Here is a 16,039-nt window from a genome sequence, read left to right as displayed (position 1 = left end):
TCCTGCCTCCCGGTCCGAGACGAAGAGGTTCCTCTGCGGTATGAATGCACTTGAAAGGCGCTCGGTAGCAGCACTGGCATCGATCTACGCCATGCGTATGCTCGGCCTGTTCATGGTCATGCCGGTATTTGTGTTACTGGGTGATGACCTTGCCGGCGCCACTCCCGCACTGATCGGTCTTGCCATCGGTGCCTACGGACTCAGTCAGGCACTGCTGCAGGTACCATTCGGGCTGCTGTCCGATCGCTTCGGCCGCAAGCGGCTGATCTACATCGGTCTCATCCTGTTTGCCGCGGGTAGTCTGCTGGCGGCAGCTTCGGAGTCGATATACGGTGTGATTGCCGGACGGATCCTTCAGGGCAGTGGTGCCATCGCCAGTGTGCTGATGGCCTTGCTCAGCGATCTGACGCGGGAGGAAGAACGCACCAAGGCGATGGCGAGCGTCGGTATCTCGATCGGGCTGTCATTCTCGGTCTCCCTGGTTCTGGGGCCCCTGCTGGGTTCGATGTTCGGGCTGGCGGGAATCTTCTATACCACCGCGGTACTGGCGGTGGCGGCCCTGGTGGTCGTCAATCGAGTGGTGCCGAACCCCCACCTGCAGCGCAGGAGCCCGGATACTCACCCGGCGCGGGAAATGCTGTCACAGGTACTTCGTAACCCCCGCCTGCTGAGGCTGGATTTCGGTATCTTTGCGCTGCACCTGGTCCTGACGGCTGTTTTTCTGCTGGTGCCGACATTGTTGCAGGACCGCTTGCAACTGGCGGCAAGCTCCCACTGGTGGTTTTACCTGACGGTGATGGTGACGTCCTTTTTCGCGATGGTGCCATTCATCATCATTGCGGAAAAGCAGCGCCGCATGAAGTTGGTGCTGTGCGGTGCCATAGCCATGCTGACGCTGGCGACGGCGGCGATCCGGCTGGTACCCGGTGGGCTGGTGGTGGCGTGGCTGGTGTTTTTCTTTTTTTTCATGGCCTTCAATCTGCTTGAGGCAAGCCTGCCATCGCTGATCAGCAAGGAGGCGCCGGCGGCCAGTAAGGGTACTGCAATGGGCGTGTATTCAACGTCCCAGTTCCTCGGTGCATTCCTTGGCGGATCTCTTGGTGGACTGCTGCTGCAGGAGGTCGGGCTAGCCGGTGTACTCTGGCTGATGACCGGGATTCTGCTGCTTTGGCTGGTTGTCGCCGTTACCATGCCAACGCCGCGCCATGCTACCAGTTTCGTGGTACAGTTGCGGGCAGCAGCGGGCGATCAGGCGGATGCCATTGATGAAGCACTGAGAGGTCTTCCCGGTGTACATGATGTGGTGATTCTTGAGGATGCCCGGACGGCGTACCTCAAGGTCGATCGCCTGTATTTTGATGAAGGGTTACTTGCAGACTTTCCGTTTGTCAGTCAGGGTAACGCTTCTTGAATTCCTAAAAGACCGGCAGGGATGCCGGTGTCGAGATGAAACAGAGTCAGGAGCAGAACATGGCACGAGGCGTAAACAAGGTTATTCTGATCGGCAATCTGGGGCAGGACCCGGAAACCCGCTATACCCCGAATGGGAACGCGGTCGTCAACCTTAACCTGGCTACCGACGAGAGTTACAAGGACCGTCAGACCGGGCAGATGGTTCCGAAAACCGAATGGCACCGTATTGTGCTGTTCGGCAAGATCGCCGAGGTGGCCGGGCAATACCTGCGGAAAGGGTCCAAGGTCTACATCGAAGGCAAGTTGCAGACCCGCAAATGGCAGGGGCAGGATGGTCAGGACCGCTACACCACCGAGGTGGTGGTGGACATCAATGGCCAGATGCAGATGCTGGACAGTCGTGGTGGCGAAGGCGGCATGAACCAGGGGGCACCGGCAGGGCGTCCCCAGCAACAAAGCAATTACAACGCGCCGGCCAGCAATCAGGGCGGCCAGCAGTCCGGTGGTTACAACCAGCCGCCCGCCCAGGGTGGCATGCCTGAACCGGTTGATGATTTTGACGACGATATTCCGTTCTGATAAAGGTGAATTGGTGCCCCGGTCCGCCAGGGTGCCAACTTGTTGGCGGAATTGAAAAAACCCTCCTTTGTGGAGGGTTTTTTGTATCTGACCTGCAAAAACTCGTGAAATCCTTCACAAATGCATGGAGTTGAGTACATTTTTTAATCTATGATGCGGCCTCTTCTGCCATTCCCAAATCATAGGTTGACGTGTGGCTCTCTCCCTGATGCGAAGGTTGTTCAACCGCGGAAACCCTGATGCGCAGGTTTTTCTTGAACTCGGGGCTGACCACATTGCCTGGGCGGTCACAGGCAACGGAGCGTGGCCCCGGTGCGGCAGCTGTGCCATGCCGCCAGATAACCCTGCAGAAACCTTGCGGGACCTGGTCGATCGTCAGGGTTGGAAAGGTGCGCCCGCAACCCTGGTGCTGCCGATGGACCAATACCAGGTGTTCCAGCTTGATCGCCCGGATGGCCTTGAGGATGGTGAACTGGCGGACGGGGTCAAATGGCGGTTGCGGGACTTTCTCGACTACCCACCTTCGGAAGCGGTCTGCGATGTTTTCCCGCTTCCCGCCAACGCGTCGCGGGGGCAGGGCCGCCAGATCAATGTCGTCGCCGCGCATAAAGCGAGGCTCCAGAACCCGATTGCCCTGATTGACCGTTGTGGTTTGCGGATGCGCGCCATTGAGGTTGCCGAACTTGCCCTGCGCAACCTCGCTGCGGCACTGGACGATGGTGGTCGCGGCGTTGCCCTGGTTCACCTGCGGGAACACTATGGCCAGTTGGTGATTTGCCGCGGTGGCAGTCTTTACCTGTCCCGTCGGTTGGAGGTCTCGTCCGCAGCCTTGCGCGATGAGACCCTTCAGGGCCAGGCAGTCCAGGGCCTGGCGCTGGAGATTCAACGTTCTATGGATTACTACGAAAGCCAGCTTGGCCAGGTGCCGCCGGCGAGTATCCAGTTGCTGGCTGAAGATGCCGGGCTGTCGTTGGCGGACAGGTTGTCCGCCAACATGACCCTTGCCGTTGTGGCGCCGGACTGGGCCCGGCTGGGGGTGGATCCGGTGCCGGGCAGCCACTGTGTGCTGCCGTGGAGTGCCGCTCTTGGCGAGCCGGACACCGCCGCCAGCCTCCCCGGAGAGCAGGCAGCATGAGGCAACAGGTCAATCTCTATCGTGATGACCTCAGGCCGCAGCGGGAGCCGCTGCAGGCGGGCGCAGCATTGGCGCTGGTGCTGCTGGCGGTGCTGTTGCCGGTGCTGGTTGCGGTGCTGCAACAGCGGGCCGTCACCGGCAACGAATCGGTTCTGGCCGGCCTGACGCAGCAAGTGGCTTCCCTGGGATCTGACGTTGAGAAGCTGGCCACCGAGCTGGCCGCCCGCCGGGATGATCCGCGACTGGAGCAGGAACTGACCCGCCTCGATCGCAGCCTCGAGCAGCGCAGGCGTTTGCTGGCTGAAGTGGAGACCCTGGTTGCCCGCGAGGGCGGTAACTTTTCCGCCTACCTGGCCGCACTGGCGCGTCAGGTGCCCCCTGAACTCTGGCTGACCCGTGTTGAACTCGACTTGTTGTCGGACCAGGTACTCCTGGAAGGCCGTTCCCGGCATGGCAACCTGGTCCCGCTGTACCTCGAAAAACTGGGTAACGAATCTGTGTTTGAGGGGCGAACCTTCGAGAGCTTCCGGCTGGCCCGTGACCCGTCAGGGGACTGGATCGAGTTTCGTGTCGGCGCCCGGGGCACAGCCGGAGACAATTCATGAACGCGTTCCGTCAGGGGGCAGAGTGGTTCAATGGGCGAGCGCTGCGGGAGCGGGTGCTGTTGCTGATTACCATCCTGGTCGTGATCGTGTTTGTTGGCTGGGAGCTGGTCGTCGCTCCGGTCTGGCAGCAAAACCGGGTGCTGGAAATGTCCGTCGAGAATTCCCGCCGCCAGGTTCGGGATTTGCAAAGCCAGCTGACAGAAATGCAGCGACAGTATGCGGCGGATCCGTCCGCCGAACTGCGACAGACGCTGGCGTTACGAAAACAGCGGTTGGCCGGGCTGGACAGTGACCTTGCGGATGCAACGGATCGGTTGATTGCACCTCGCGCCATGGTGGCATTGCTGCAGGACATGCTGGTGGCACGGGCTGATCTGGAGTTGACGGGTGTGGAGCTGCTTGCCCCTCTTCCCGTATATGGCGAGGGGGCGGAAGGGCAGGCGGCAGAACCTTTGCTGTATGCCCATGAAGTGGAACTGACGGTATCCGGTGGTTACCTGGGCGTGCTGGGTTACCTGCAGGAGCTGGAGGCGCTGGACCAGCGGCTGGGCTGGGCACGGCTGGATTACCGGGTCGAGCGGTTCCCACAGGGCGAGGCGCGGATCCGGGTTCGTACCCTGAGCCTGCAACGGGCCTGGCTGGGAGTGTGAGATGAGGCTGATCTGCCGGGTTGTAATAGTCGTCTCGACCCTGTTCGGGCTGGCGACTGCCCCTGCTTCGGCCCGGCCGCTGACCGACCCCACCCGGCCACCGGCGGGCGAAGTTCAGCAGCGTGCCGCCACGCCGCAGCGAAATTTCACGCTCGGCTCGGTGATGCTGGGCAAACAACGCCGGTTTGCGATCATCGACGGCCAGGTTCGGCAGGAGGGACAGCGATTTGACGGGGTCCGCCTGCTGCGGGTTCATCCCGATAATGTGGAGTTACTGGATCAGGGACGTGTCCGGGTAATTCGGTTGGAAGCGCTTCCGCAGATTAGGCAGTCGAACTGACCGCACCGCGAAGGCTCAGACGAATAACAAATTAGGGTATCCATGACAACGTTCCGACTACTGACTTCTCTGGCCCTGGTCGTGCTGGTCTCGGCCTGCAGTACCCACCCGTCGATGCGTTCATCGCAGACGATGTCCAGCGATGCCGCGGCCGCCATTGACCAGGCCCTGGCACAGGCCGAACAGGCCGCGCCTGCCGGGCCGTCTGCGGGCGCGGCGCCGGTTGCCCTTCCCGATGCGCAGGCCGAGACTTTGTTGCCGCCGGTCGCCGGCGAGACCGGGATTGAAGAGCGGTTTGATGTGAATGCCAGTAATGTGGGCGCTGAGGCGTTCTTTCAGGCACTCGTGGAAGGTACCGGTTACAACGTGGTGGTTCATCCGGATGTCAGTGCCACTATCCGGCTGCGGCTGCAGGACGTCACTGTGCCTGAAGTGATGGAGATTGCCGGTGAACTCTACAACCTGGATATCCAGCGCCGCGGGCGGCTGTTCAGAGTTGGCAGTAACCAGTCACAGACGCGTCTGTTTCCCGTCGATTATCTGCACCTGAAGCGCCAGGGCGGCTCTGAGACACGCGTCAGTTCAGGTCAGGTGAGCTCTGCCCGGGGCAATGGCACCGATGGCGCCGGGGACGCAGGTCCCGGTGCTGCCCATGCCGTTGGTACCCAGATTGCGACCCTCACCGAATCGGATTTCTGGAGCGATATCAGTCGTGCGGTGAGCCTGATTGTTGGTGACGGCGATAATAACCAGGTGATCGTCAATGCGGCGGCCGGCCTGGTAATGGTTCGTGCGCCCGCTGACCGCCTCCGTCAGGTCGAGGAGTACCTGCGCCGGACCGAGTTGATCATGCAGCGACAGGTGGTGCTGGAAGCCAAGATCCTCGAAATCACCCTCAATGAGGGCTACCAGCAGGGCATCAACTGGTCCGATGTGCAGAGTGCCGCTGGCCGCGCCGATTACTTTACCGCCCAGTCTCTCGCGGGCCAGACGATCACCGCCTCCGACATTGGTGGGCTGTTCTCGGCCAGCGTCAGGGCGGGGGATTTCAGCGGCCTGATCCAGTTGCTCGGCAAGCAGGGTAACGTGCAGATTCTTTCCAGCCCGCGAATTGCGACGGTGAATAACCAGAAGGCGGTGATCAAGGTGGGGACGGACGAGTTTTTTGTCACCGACATCGACTTTGACGAAAACAATTCGGCCATAACCGCCACCGACCGTACCTCCACCTCCGTGGAGCTGACCCCGTTCTTCTCCGGGATCTCGCTGGATGTAACCCCGCAGATTTCGGAAGACGGTGCCATTACGCTCCACGTCCATCCATCGGTCAGTGAAGTCAGTGACCAGGAGAAAGTCATCACCGTAGGCGAGCGGGATGTCACTCTGCCACTGGCCCGCAGTACCGTGCGCGAGACCGATAGCATCATCCGTGCCGAAAGCGGCCAGATCGTGGTGATCGGGGGCCTGATCCAGAACACCAGCGAGGATGAGAACGCGGGGGTGCCCTTCTTCAGTGACATTCCGCTGCTTGGAGAGCTGTTCAAACAGCGCCGCTTTACTGCCCGCAAGAGCGAGTTGGTCATCCTGTTGCGACCGGTGGTGGCGGGTGTTGAGCCGGTGGCAGCAGACATCACCGCGAGCCGCGAGCGGATGCAGGCGCTGCGTGACTCGCTCGACGCTGCCGCTACCCGCAAGCCCCGGCTTGAAGAATGACGATGAACGAACCCAGACGCAAGCTACGGATTGGTGACCTGCTGATCCAGGAAGGGGTGATTACCGAGCCGCAACTGGCCACCGCCCTGGGAGAGCAGAAGCGTACCGGACGAAAGCTCGGCCGCACCCTGGTGGAACTCGGCTATGTGGGCGAGATCGAGCTGATGAACCTGCTGGCGCGCCAGCTGGATGTACCGTTTGTCCGGCTGAACCAGTACCGCTTTGACGGTGCCCTGGTGAAGCGGCTGCCGGAGGCCCTGGCCCGTCGTTTCCGTGCCATCGTGCTGGCCGAACAGGCCGGGGAGCTGCTGGTGGGCATGGCGGACCCGCTGGACATCTTCGCCTACGACGAGCTGGTGCGGGTGCTGAAACAGCCGGTGCGTCAGGCGGTGGTCCGGGAGAGCGAGCTGCTCAGCACCCTCGATATGGTCTATCGCCGCACTGAAGAGATCGCCTCGCTGGCGGAAGAGCTGGAAGACGAGCTCAGCGATGATGTGTTTGACCTGGCCACGATGTCAGCGTCCTCCGCCAGCGAAGATGCGCCGGTGGTCAAGCTGTTACAGACCCTGTTCGAGGATGCCATCCAGGCCCGCAGTTCGGACATTCACATCGAACCGGATGAGAGTGTGATTCGCATTCGTCAGCGGGTTGACGGGGTGCTGCAGGAACAGGTGATGAAAGAAAAGCGGGTCCACTCGGCGGTGGTCCTGCGGCTCAAACTGATGGCGGGGCTGAATATTTCCGAAAAACGCCTGCCTCAGGACGGTCGGTTCAACGTCCGGGTGAAAGGGCGCAGTATCGACGTCCGGGTGTCCACCATGCCGGTGCAGTACGGTGAATCGGTGGTCATGCGCCTGCTTGATCACTCCCAGGCCAGCCTGGGGCTGGACAATGGCGGCATGCCGCCGCATCTGCTGGAGCGGTTTCGCCGGATGATCCGCAAACCCCACGGCATGATCCTGGTGACCGGCCCCACCGGCAGCGGCAAGACCACCACATTGTATGGCGCGCTGACCGAGCTCAACCGGCCCGAAGTGAAGATCATTACCGCCGAGGACCCGGTGGAATACCGCCTGCCCCGGATCACCCAGGTCCAGGTCAACCCACGCATCGGCCTGGAATTTGCCAGTGTGTTGCGGGCCAGCCTGCGTCAGGACCCGGACGTTATTCTGGTGGGCGAAATGCGGGACCGGGAAACCGTGGAGATCGGCCTGCGGGCGGCCATGACCGGCCACCTGGTACTGTCGACCCTGCATACCAACGACTCTCTGGGCAGTGCCTTGCGGATGATCGATATGGGGGCTGAGCCATTCCTGGTTGCCAGTTCCCTGCTGGGGGTGGTGGCCCAGCGCCTGGTGCGCCGGGTTTGCGATAACTGCAGCGAAAGCTACACGCCGACGGAGCAGGAAAAGGTCTGGCTGGCGAGTTTTGACCTGGCACCGGCGGACCGGCAAGCGGGCTTCGTGCAGGGCAGTGGCTGTTATCACTGCAGCCATACCGGTTATCGCGGGCGCATCGGGGTCTATGAAATGCTGGAAATGAACGAGGCCATGCTGGATGCCCTGCGGCGCCAGGATGTCGCCGGATTCACCCGCGCTGCCCGCCGGAGCCCGCTCTACCGCCCCCTGGGCCAGTGCGCGATGGATTACGCCCTGCAGGGCGTAACAACCCTGGAGGAAGTGGCCAGGGTGACGGCTTCGGCGGATGCGGGACTGTCGCCTGATGAAGCTCGGGCAGGCGTTGAGGATTCGCCGGATCACCGTGCAAGCCTGTTGGAAGGTTGAGGCCGATGCAGTTCAGCTACCGGGGCAAAACAGCGAAAGGCGAAGTCCGTCAGGGCAATCTGGCCGCGGCCAGTGCCGAAGCGGCAGCCAGTGAACTGTTGCGTCAGGGCATTACGCCCCTGAGCATCCGTCCGCAGGCGGAGCCGGCGTCGACCCTGGAGCAGTCTGCCGGCCTGGCGCTGTTCCGGCGCAAGGTAGGCCTGGACGAGCTGATTGTTTTCTGTCGCCAGATGCATGCGTTGACCCGGGCGGGTATCCCGCTGATCCGTACCATGCGGGGGCTGGCGGAAAGCTCCCGGTCGCCGGTGCTGGCAGAGGTGCTGGAGGATGTCACCAGCCGGCTGGAAGGTGGCTCTACCATGGCAACCGCAATGCAGGCTCACCCGGATGTTTTTCCGGAACTGTTCGTGGCGATGATCCACGTGGGCGAAAACACCGGGTTGCTGGATGACGCCTTCCAGCGGCTGGCAGAAATGCTGGAGCTGGAGCGGGATACCCGCCGTCGGCTGAAGCAGGCCCTGCGTTACCCGACGTTTGTGGTCATTGCTCTGCTGGCGGCATTGCTGGTGGTGAACTTTCTGGTTATTCCCAAGTTTGCCACGGTGTTCGCCAAGCTGGGTGCGGACTTGCCGTTGTTGACCCAGGTGCTGGTCGGTACGTCCAACGCCTTGCTGGGGTACTGGCACGTTGCACTGTTTGCCGTGGCCGCTGTGGCCGTCCTGGTACGGCAGTGGAAAGCAACCGACGATGGCCGGCAGACCTGGGACCGTTACAAGTTGCGGGTCCCCATTATCGGTCCGTTGCTGGAGCTGATCACCCTGAGCCGGTTTGCCCGTAACTTCGCTGCCATGCTGGCTGCGGGGATGCCGGTGACCCACGCCCTCAGCATCGGCGCGGAGGCCACCGACAATGCCTGGATGGCGTCCCATATCAAGGGGATGCGGGCCGGCATCGAACGGGGTGAAAGCCTGCTGCGTACGGCCCGCAACAGCGGCATGTTCACCCCGCTGATCCTGCAGATGATTGCAGTCGGCGAAGAGACCGGTGCGGTGGACGACATGCTGGTGAAAGTGGCGGATTTCTACGATGAAGACGTCGATTACGGTCTCAAGCGGCTGGCGGAATCCATCGAGCCGATCCTGATTGTGGCGATGGGCGTTCTGGTCCTGATACTGGCGCTGGGCGTATTCCTGCCGATCTGGGACCTGGGCTCCGCGGCGATGGGGCGGGGCTGAGTGGGTGACTTTCGGCGATGTTCGCTGGGCACTGGCCTCCGGCCTCTGTTAAATCTGGTGAAATAACCCTGGTAAATCTAGGGCATTAGGCGCGTTGTGAGACAATTGACTGATAAATCAACCAAGGAGTTGTGATGAGCAACAAGCAACAAAACCGGGGGTTCACCCTGATCGAACTGGTGGTAGTGATTGCCATCCTGGCCATCCTGGCGGCGTTTGCCCTGCCACGCTTTGCGCAGTTGTCGGAAGAAGCCCATGTCTCAAGCATCAAGGCGACGTCCGGTGCACTGAGTGCGGGTGTGGCCCTGGCGAAGGCGCAGTGGCTCACCAATGGCAGCACTGTGGCGGTGGATAATGTGGCGGGCTTTGGCAACGGCATTATCAATGTCTCCAGTCGCGGCTGGGCGGTCGCCTCCACCGGAACTTACACCGGTGAAGCCGACGGCTCCGCGGTAATGACCGCAGACCGTTGCGTCCAGGTGTGGGAAGAGCTGCTGCAGTCCAATGCGCCGACCATTGCCGCCTCCGGTACCGCCACCGATTACACCGCCTCGGCAGCGACCTCCGTGTGTACCTTCGCCTACAACCTGAACGGTGGTAGCGACAACATCCAGTACGATGCCAGTACTGGCGAGATCAGTGTAAATATCAACTAAAACAAAGTGATATCAGAGATAGTAACTCAACCTCGGAGTAGTGATATGAAAGCCATGCATGTGATTGCCGCAAGAAAGGAAAAGGGCTTTACCCTCATCGAGCTGGTGATGGTCATTGTGATTCTGGGCATTCTGGCGGCGTTTGCGTTGCCGCGGTTTGCGGATTTTGGTGGCGAGGCAAGAGTGTCTTCAATAAACGGTCTCGCGGGGGCAATGCGTTCGGCATCAGCAATTGCGCATGCGCGCCAGGCTGCGGACAATGCAGGGCCTGATGCGAGTGTGGTTTTGGAAGGTAAGACGGTGACGATGGTTGCTGGGTACCCAACTGCCAATGCGGCGGGAATTGGTGACGCCGCACAGATTAGTGCTGAATTCAAAGTCTCAGCTGCTGACGGCGGTGGTACTGCCGAAAGTGCGACTATCACTTACTATATTTCGCCAGACGATGGTACTGCCGCTTCATCTAGCCTTTGCAGAGTTCAATATGCTGCGGCGAATGACACGAGCGGAAGTGAAGCCCCGACTAGCGTTACTGCCACAATCACTGGCTGTTAGTAGGCTATATGCAGCGGTCTAGTGGAACCGGCGCCCGCAATTAATTCAGGATCGGCAGAAATAAAGATCGCCTGCTTCAATGTGTGTGCGGGACCATACGTGACCTAGACATCATCGCAAAGTGTGGCTCAATTGCTAATAACGAATGGCGCAAGTAGTGGTGATCCGGCGAGCATAAAAGGCTTCACGTTGGTAGAGCTGGTGATCGTCATCATCCTGATCGGAGTGCTCTCGGCACTCGGCATCGGGCTGTTCACCACCCGCTCCGCCTTCTCTCCACTGCTGGCCACCCAGCAGCTTTCCTCCGCCACGCTGCTTGCCCAACAGGCAGCGCTGGCGGGGAATACTTCCAATCGCGTGGTCATTCGCCAGTTGCCAGGCGAGCTTCAGTTCGATGCCGGGGGCAATACCTTCGCCCTGGCCCGGGAAGGGGCTTCCCTGAGTTACCGGGTGAGTGGCGGCGTCTTTTCTGCTGTTCCGGCCGTGGGCCTGACGGTGTCGTTTGACGATATGGGGCGGGTCGCCGCGCCAGCTGCCCGCGAGAACCTTGAGTTCCGGATCTCCGGCGCCAGCCAGTTTGAACTGTGCCTCAGCTCCCTCGGCGCGGTCTATCCGGGAGTCTGCCAGTGAGGCGGCAGTCCGGCGTTACCCTGGTCGAACTCATCATCACCATCGTGGTACTGGGCGTGGCCATTGCCGGGGTGGTTGGCGCTTTTGCCGTGATCACCGGGCGCAGTGCCGATCCGCTGAACCAGACCCGTGCGGTGGCATTGTCCCAGCTGTATATGGATGAGATTCTGTCCCGCCATTATGACGAGGCCACCCCGGTGGGTGGCGGCAAAGTCGCGGCGGCGGAAGTGGACTGTATCACCGCCGGTCCCGATGGTGAGGCCCGCCCGTTCTTTGATGACGCCGATGATTACACGGGCCTGACGGACAACCCACCGAAGGACAGCGAAGATAGTGCGTTGCCGGGTTATGGGGGTTTTTCCGTTGCCGTCATGGTGACCTGTGCCGGTTCCGAGGTCGGTGTGGCCGAGGAAGACGCCAAGCGTGTGGATATCACTATCACCGATCCTTCCGGCCAACACTGGCGCTTTACCGCTTACCGGGCCAATTTCTGATGCGGCGGTCGACAGGTTTTACTCTCGTTGAGCTGGTGATGGTGATCGTGATGCTGGCGATCGTCGCCGCCATTTCGGTGCAGTTTGTCACTCTGGCCACCCGGGGCGCGCTGGATGTCGGTACCCGGCAGCAGCGGGCGTTGCAGAGCGTAGTGGTCAGTGAGCAGGTCTCGCGGGAGCTGCGCAGCGCGTTCCCGCTTTCCATAAGAACCGCCGGCGCCTGTATCGAGTGGCTGCCGATAGAGGGAGTTACAACCTATGTCCGCCTCAGCCAGGGGCCGGGGTTCGACGACATCACAGTGGTGCCTTTTGCTACGGTTCCGCCGGTGGGCAACACCCGGGCGCTGGTCTACGGGTATGGCTCCGCCACCAATGACCTGTACAACACTGCTAATCCGGGCCCGGTCAGTACCCCGATCAGCGCGATCGACAACGACGTGTCACCGTCGGTCATTACGCTTGATGGGGCGCACCGATTCAGCCAGCGCTCCCCCGAGCGGCGGCTGTTCGTTGTCGGTTCACCGGTCAGCCTGTGCCAGAGTGGCCGGTTTCTTTTCCGCTACAGCGGTTACGGTGTCAGTCCGGTCCAGTCCGCACCGCCGCTGACAGGCAATCGGGAAGTAGTGGCGGCAAACCTGGCCGGCAGCGTCGATTTCGCCTTCAGTCCAGCCACCCTTCAGCGCGGCGCTCTGGTCCGTTTCGCCTTTGTCCTGGAAGATCCCCGCAGCGGGGAAACCACGCCGGTGAGCCAAGAGGTACAGATTCGCAATGTGCCCTGACCCCCGTTCTCATTCTGCCCCCGCCTTCGGGCGGCAACAGGGCATCGGCCTGCCCATTGCCCTGTTTGTCATCACCGTGCTGGCCCTGCTGGTGGCCGGCATGGCACAGCTGCAGCAGGGCACCGGCCAGGCCGTGAGCCTGCAGGTCCAGTCCCAGCGGGCGCTCCATGCCGCGGAAAGCGGTGCGCAGCTGGCGGTGGCGGAGGTGCTGGATGCCGCCAGCTGCACCGGTGTGCCGGCTGTTCAGGTGTTTAGCGTTGGCGGGCTCAGGGGCTGTCAGGCTGCACTCAGCTGCGCCGCCACCGCACCGGTTCCCCTGGGTGGCAGCGGCGGCAACCAGGTTTTCACGCTGGTCAGCAGGGGGCAGTGTGGTACGGGTAACGAATTGGCCAGTCGGGTCGTGGAGGTCGGGGTCAGATGAGGTTCCAGCTGCCTGCTTTGCCGCCTTACGGCCGATGTGCCAGGGCAATTCTTCGTTTTTGCCTGGTGTTCGCCTGCGGCCTGTTGTTCAGCCAGGGCCTCCGGGCGGCCTGTTCCCCCCAGTACAAGGGGTTGGCGACGATAAACGAGGTTCACCAGTTGTCCCAGGGCGGTACCAACACCCGCCTGGTTGAGGTGAAATTCCTTTCCTCAATGATCACCCGCGATGATTACCAGGATTGGACCCTTCAGGTCTGCAGCCCCTTGTATGACAACAAGGGCAATCTGGTCGAAAACCGCTGCAGCGGTGAAATCAGCCTAGCTTCGTTTGATGATTCGACCTATCCCTGGGCGGTCGCGGATGCATCCCTGATTAGCTCCGAGGACTACATCAACTTTGACCAGATGGACCTTATCCTCAAGGCCGCCAATGGCCAGACCATTGATTACCTTCAGGTGGGCAGCTATGACCATCAGCAGGATAACACCTGCACGCCCGCCTATGACTGGCAGGCGCCGTCCTCCAATACCAAAACGCTGGCGCGTACCCCGGACGGTGCCGGGGATTGGGGGTTCCGCTCCGGCAACGCGGCGGGTACCACCGAAGGCACCACCAATGATGGCGGGGACAGCGGCCCCGGGATCACGATCGATAACGTCACCGTCGCCCAGGGCCAGCCCGCGGTTTTTACGGTGTCCCTGCTGACACCTGCGGTGGCCGAGCTGCGGCTGGATTATGCCACCCTCAGCGATACCGCCGTTGCCGGCATCGACTTTACTGCGACCAGTGGCACCCTCACGATACCGGCCGGGGCAACCAGTGCGACGGTGACCGTACCGACCCTGGTTACGGGGCAGGCGGCAGAAACCCGCTTCAGCGTTAACCTCAGTAATGCCAGGGATGCAACCGGCTCGCCCTATGGCCAGATTGCCAGCCAGCTGGGGATCGGCAACATTCTCCCGGCGCCGCCTTTGGGTGGATTCGTTGTCGATACCCCGGCGGTTGCCAGCGTCTGTGGGGCTGCGGTGATCACCGTGCGGGCAGTAAATGCTGTTGGCGATGTGCTGTCAGGGTATGACGGTACGGTCCTCCTGCAAACCAGCTCGGGGCGGGGAAATTGGGGCCTGGTAACGGGGTCCGGCAGTCTTGGCCCGGGCCCGGCCAATGAGGGTGTTGCGAGCTACCGGTTCGCTGCGGCGGATAATGGCGTGGTGGCGCTCAGTCTGGCCAGTGCGACCGCCGATGAGCTGACGGTCACGGTCACTGACAGTTCGGGCAGCCCATCCATTGTCTCGGGCGCGATCCGGTTTCTGGAAAACGCGCTGGCCATCACCAGTATTGATCCGACCGGTGTGGATTTCATCGCTCAGCGCGACCACAGCCTGGTGGTGCAGGCGGTTCGTCAGGATCCGGATAACGGCCAGTGTGGCCTGATTCCGGACTACGAAGGCGAGGTTGCCCTCAAGGCCTGGCTGACCCGCAGTGCGGATGATCCGGCGGGGCAGCCACCCGTCGCTGAGGGCGCCCTGCCTGCCACGATGCCGGTCTCGTTACCGGACACCGCGCCCGGGGCCGCTAATCTGACCCTGTCCTTTTCTCAGGGGGAAGCAGGGCTTGTGTGGCGTACCACCGATGTCGGGCAGTACCGCCTGAACCTGGTGGACGACAGTTCCGGTTTCGTTGTCGATCCTGGCGGGCAGCCAATTCCTGTGGTGGGGATGAGTGATCTGTGGACGGTAAGGCCCGCCCGGTTCGACGTGGTGGTGACCGGCAATCCTGCGGCCGGGGATGCTGCCGGCCCGGTGTTTGCCGTCAGCGGCTCGCCCTTCGAAGCCAGGGTCACAGCACTTGGCGCGGCTGGCAATCCTACCGTCAGTTATGGCAAGGAGGGGTGGCCCCAGGGGGTCTTGATAACCCATGCTCTGGAAGCGCCTTTGGGCGGCAATGACGGAGTACTATCGGGTACGTTGACGGTTGCGGGGACGAGCTTTGACAGTGGGGTAGCCGCCCTGGCGGACCTCACCTGGAGCGAGGTCGGTATCATCAGGCTGCTGGCGGACAACCTGGCTTATCTGGGGATTGCTCCGGCGGTGCGCGGCGAGTCCGCCAGTGTTGGCCGGTTTATTCCGGACCATTTCGGTCTGGAGATTGATTCCGGCCGGCTTGGTGCGGCCTGCAGCACGGCGTCACCCTTCGCCTACAGCGGCCAGCCACTAACTTGGTCCCTGACCCCCGCGGTGTTTATCACGCCCTATAACTTGCAGACTGTCGAGACCCGCAACTACACCCTCGGTGGCTTTCGCAAACTGGCCGCGCCGGATGTGGTTCGGCAGGCACCGGTGACAGATGCAACCGCAACCACCCGCGGAGCTCAGCCGTATCCCGTTGCTGTTTCCCTGGAACCCGGGGTGCTTACGAGTACCGCATCGGGTTCGGGGGAAATGGTCTATCAGTTTGCCGGTGAGGACCAGATCACCTATGGCAAGAGCGCGGCCAGCCGGGTAAGCCCGTTTGAGCCGGATCTGCGTATCATGCTCGAGCGCGTGGCGGACAGTGATGGCGTGACCGCGACGGTGTTGCCCGCTATCCGGCCGGCGGCGTCGTTCCCGCTGCGCTACGGCCGCCTGCAGCTGGACAACGTCTACGGCCCGGAGACAGTGACGGCGCTGGCCATGCCGTTCGCCGCCTCCTACTGGGACGGATCCGGATTTGTGACCAACAGCGACGACAGCTGCAGCGGGTGGACGACCGGCGATATCAGCGATCCGCAGGTCTATCACTCGCTGGTTGCCGGTTCCGGCGTGCTCGCAGGTGGAATGGCGGGTCCGCTGTTGCTGCAACCCAACGGAGACCGTGGCACTGATCGGCTGGTCTGGGATGTGCCGGTATGGCTTGAAGGTGACTGGAACCAGGATGGTGTTCTGGAGGATCCGGCGGCGACGGCCACCTTCGGAGTCTTCCGCGGCCATGACCGGGTGATCTACTGGCGGGAGCGGTGATCGTAGTGGCCCTGTTGCGGCAGGCCCTCAGCTCTGCCCCCGATCCCGAAG

Annotated in this window: 16 protein-coding genes; all 16 read left to right on the top strand. The window is 61.9% G+C overall.

All coding sequences use genetic code 11. The features are described 5' to 3' along the window. Nucleotides 1–40 precede the first annotated feature (40 nt). The 16 genes from CLH61_RS15895 (at nucleotide 41) to CLH61_RS15820 (ending at nucleotide 15,988) form a co-directional block, all read left to right on the top strand. The gene (locus CLH61_RS15895; protein WP_099615751.1) at nucleotides 41–1,411 is read left to right on the top strand and encodes an MFS transporter; all 1,371 of its coding nucleotides are present in this window, start codon (nucleotides 41–43) and stop codon (nucleotides 1,409–1,411) included. Between the two features lie 59 nt (nucleotides 1,412–1,470). After that, nucleotides 1,471–1,992: a single-stranded DNA-binding protein gene (gene ssb, locus CLH61_RS15890; protein WP_099615750.1), complete on the top strand. Its 522-nt coding sequence runs from the start codon at nucleotides 1,471–1,473 to the stop codon at nucleotides 1,990–1,992. 328 nt (nucleotides 1,993–2,320) lie between these two features. Further along, complete coding sequence (locus tag CLH61_RS15885) at nucleotides 2,321–3,127, top strand: type IV pilus biogenesis protein PilM (RefSeq protein WP_228152673.1); 807 nt, start codon at nucleotides 2,321–2,323, stop codon at nucleotides 3,125–3,127. Then, entirely contained in the window at nucleotides 3,124–3,732 is a 609-nt protein-coding gene (locus tag CLH61_RS15880; protein ID WP_099615749.1) for a PilN domain-containing protein, read from the top strand. The genes CLH61_RS15885 and CLH61_RS15880 overlap by 4 nt, the downstream gene beginning before the upstream one ends. After that, on the top strand, nucleotides 3,729–4,382 hold the full coding sequence (gene gspM / locus CLH61_RS15875; RefSeq protein ID WP_099615748.1) for a type II secretion system protein GspM: 654 nt from the start codon (nucleotides 3,729–3,731) through the stop codon (nucleotides 4,380–4,382). Before CLH61_RS15880 ends, gspM begins: the two co-directional genes overlap by 4 nt. A gap of 1 nt (nucleotide 4,383) precedes the next feature. Continuing rightward, a complete protein-coding gene (locus CLH61_RS15870) occupies nucleotides 4,384–4,722 on the top strand; it encodes a hypothetical protein (protein WP_099615747.1) in 339 nt (112 codons plus the stop codon). A gap of 42 nt (nucleotides 4,723–4,764) precedes the next feature. Continuing rightward, nucleotides 4,765–6,435: a pilus (MSHA type) biogenesis protein MshL gene (mshL, locus tag CLH61_RS15865; protein ID WP_228152672.1), complete on the top strand. Its 1,671-nt coding sequence runs from the start codon at nucleotides 4,765–4,767 to the stop codon at nucleotides 6,433–6,435. 2 nt (nucleotides 6,436–6,437) lie between these two features. Next, complete coding sequence (locus tag CLH61_RS15860; RefSeq protein WP_211289135.1) at nucleotides 6,438–8,219, top strand: GspE/PulE family protein; 1,782 nt, start codon at nucleotides 6,438–6,440, stop codon at nucleotides 8,217–8,219. A gap of 5 nt (nucleotides 8,220–8,224) precedes the next feature. Continuing rightward, a complete protein-coding gene (locus CLH61_RS15855) occupies nucleotides 8,225–9,454 on the top strand; it encodes a type II secretion system F family protein (RefSeq protein WP_099615745.1) in 1,230 nt (409 codons plus the stop codon). Nucleotides 9,455–9,588: 134 nt separating this feature from the next. Next, a complete protein-coding gene (locus CLH61_RS15850) occupies nucleotides 9,589–10,110 on the top strand; it encodes a prepilin-type N-terminal cleavage/methylation domain-containing protein (protein ID WP_099615744.1) in 522 nt (173 codons plus the stop codon). Nucleotides 10,111–10,155: 45 nt separating this feature from the next. Continuing rightward, nucleotides 10,156–10,665: a type II secretion system protein gene (locus CLH61_RS15845; RefSeq protein ID WP_099615743.1), complete on the top strand. Its 510-nt coding sequence runs from the start codon at nucleotides 10,156–10,158 to the stop codon at nucleotides 10,663–10,665. Between the two features lie 123 nt (nucleotides 10,666–10,788). Beyond that, on the top strand, nucleotides 10,789–11,295 hold the full coding sequence (locus tag CLH61_RS15840; RefSeq protein ID WP_322868272.1) for a pilus assembly FimT family protein: 507 nt from the start codon (nucleotides 10,789–10,791) through the stop codon (nucleotides 11,293–11,295). Beyond that, nucleotides 11,292–11,789: a type IV pilus modification PilV family protein gene (locus tag CLH61_RS15835; RefSeq protein WP_099615742.1), complete on the top strand. Its 498-nt coding sequence runs from the start codon at nucleotides 11,292–11,294 to the stop codon at nucleotides 11,787–11,789. Before CLH61_RS15840 ends, CLH61_RS15835 begins: the two co-directional genes overlap by 4 nt. Next, the gene (locus CLH61_RS15830; protein ID WP_099615741.1) at nucleotides 11,789–12,568 is read left to right on the top strand and encodes a type II secretion system protein; all 780 of its coding nucleotides are present in this window, start codon (nucleotides 11,789–11,791) and stop codon (nucleotides 12,566–12,568) included. The genes CLH61_RS15835 and CLH61_RS15830 overlap by 1 nt, the downstream gene beginning before the upstream one ends. After that, a complete protein-coding gene (locus CLH61_RS15825) occupies nucleotides 12,558–12,989 on the top strand; it encodes a hypothetical protein (protein ID WP_099615740.1) in 432 nt (143 codons plus the stop codon). Before CLH61_RS15830 ends, CLH61_RS15825 begins: the two co-directional genes overlap by 11 nt. Next, nucleotides 12,986–15,988, top strand: a complete 3,003-nt coding sequence (locus tag CLH61_RS15820; RefSeq protein WP_143752163.1) for a DUF6701 domain-containing protein — start codon at nucleotides 12,986–12,988, stop codon at nucleotides 15,986–15,988. Before CLH61_RS15825 ends, CLH61_RS15820 begins: the two co-directional genes overlap by 4 nt. The last annotated feature ends 51 nt before the right edge of the window (nucleotides 15,989–16,039 follow it).

The sequence above is a fragment of the Marinobacter profundi genome (genome assembly GCF_002744715.1).
Taxonomy (GTDB): Bacteria; Pseudomonadota; Gammaproteobacteria; order Pseudomonadales; family Oleiphilaceae; genus Marinobacter; species Marinobacter profundi.
This window is presented reverse-complemented; position numbering and strand designations above follow the sequence as displayed.

Excerpts from the sequence above, each read along its gene's own strand:
- CLH61_RS15850 (WP_099615744.1), top strand. The coding sequence starts at position 9,589 with ATGAGCAACAAGCAACAAAACCGGGGGTTCACCCTGATCGAACTGGTG.
- CLH61_RS15880 (WP_099615749.1), top strand. The coding sequence starts at position 3,124 with ATGAGGCAACAGGTCAATCTCTATCGTGATGACCTCAGGCCGCAGCGG.
- ssb (WP_099615750.1), top strand. The coding sequence starts at position 1,471 with ATGGCACGAGGCGTAAACAAGGTTATTCTGATCGGCAATCTGGGGCAG.
- CLH61_RS15860 (WP_211289135.1), top strand. The coding sequence starts at position 6,438 with ATGAACGAACCCAGACGCAAGCTACGGATTGGTGACCTGCTGATCCAG.
- CLH61_RS15820 (WP_143752163.1), top strand. The coding sequence starts at position 12,986 with ATGAGGTTCCAGCTGCCTGCTTTGCCGCCTTACGGCCGATGTGCCAGG.
- CLH61_RS15830 (WP_099615741.1), top strand. The coding sequence starts at position 11,789 with ATGCGGCGGTCGACAGGTTTTACTCTCGTTGAGCTGGTGATGGTGATC.
- gspM (WP_099615748.1), top strand. The coding sequence starts at position 3,729 with ATGAACGCGTTCCGTCAGGGGGCAGAGTGGTTCAATGGGCGAGCGCTG.
- CLH61_RS15825 (WP_099615740.1), top strand. The coding sequence starts at position 12,558 with ATGTGCCCTGACCCCCGTTCTCATTCTGCCCCCGCCTTCGGGCGGCAA.
- CLH61_RS15885 (WP_228152673.1), top strand. The coding sequence starts at position 2,321 with ATGCCGCCAGATAACCCTGCAGAAACCTTGCGGGACCTGGTCGATCGT.
- CLH61_RS15845 (WP_099615743.1), top strand. The coding sequence starts at position 10,156 with ATGAAAGCCATGCATGTGATTGCCGCAAGAAAGGAAAAGGGCTTTACC.
- CLH61_RS15895 (WP_099615751.1), top strand. The coding sequence starts at position 41 with ATGAATGCACTTGAAAGGCGCTCGGTAGCAGCACTGGCATCGATCTAC.
- CLH61_RS15855 (WP_099615745.1), top strand. The coding sequence starts at position 8,225 with ATGCAGTTCAGCTACCGGGGCAAAACAGCGAAAGGCGAAGTCCGTCAG.
- mshL (WP_228152672.1), top strand. The coding sequence starts at position 4,765 with ATGACAACGTTCCGACTACTGACTTCTCTGGCCCTGGTCGTGCTGGTC.
- CLH61_RS15870 (WP_099615747.1), top strand. The coding sequence starts at position 4,384 with ATGAGGCTGATCTGCCGGGTTGTAATAGTCGTCTCGACCCTGTTCGGG.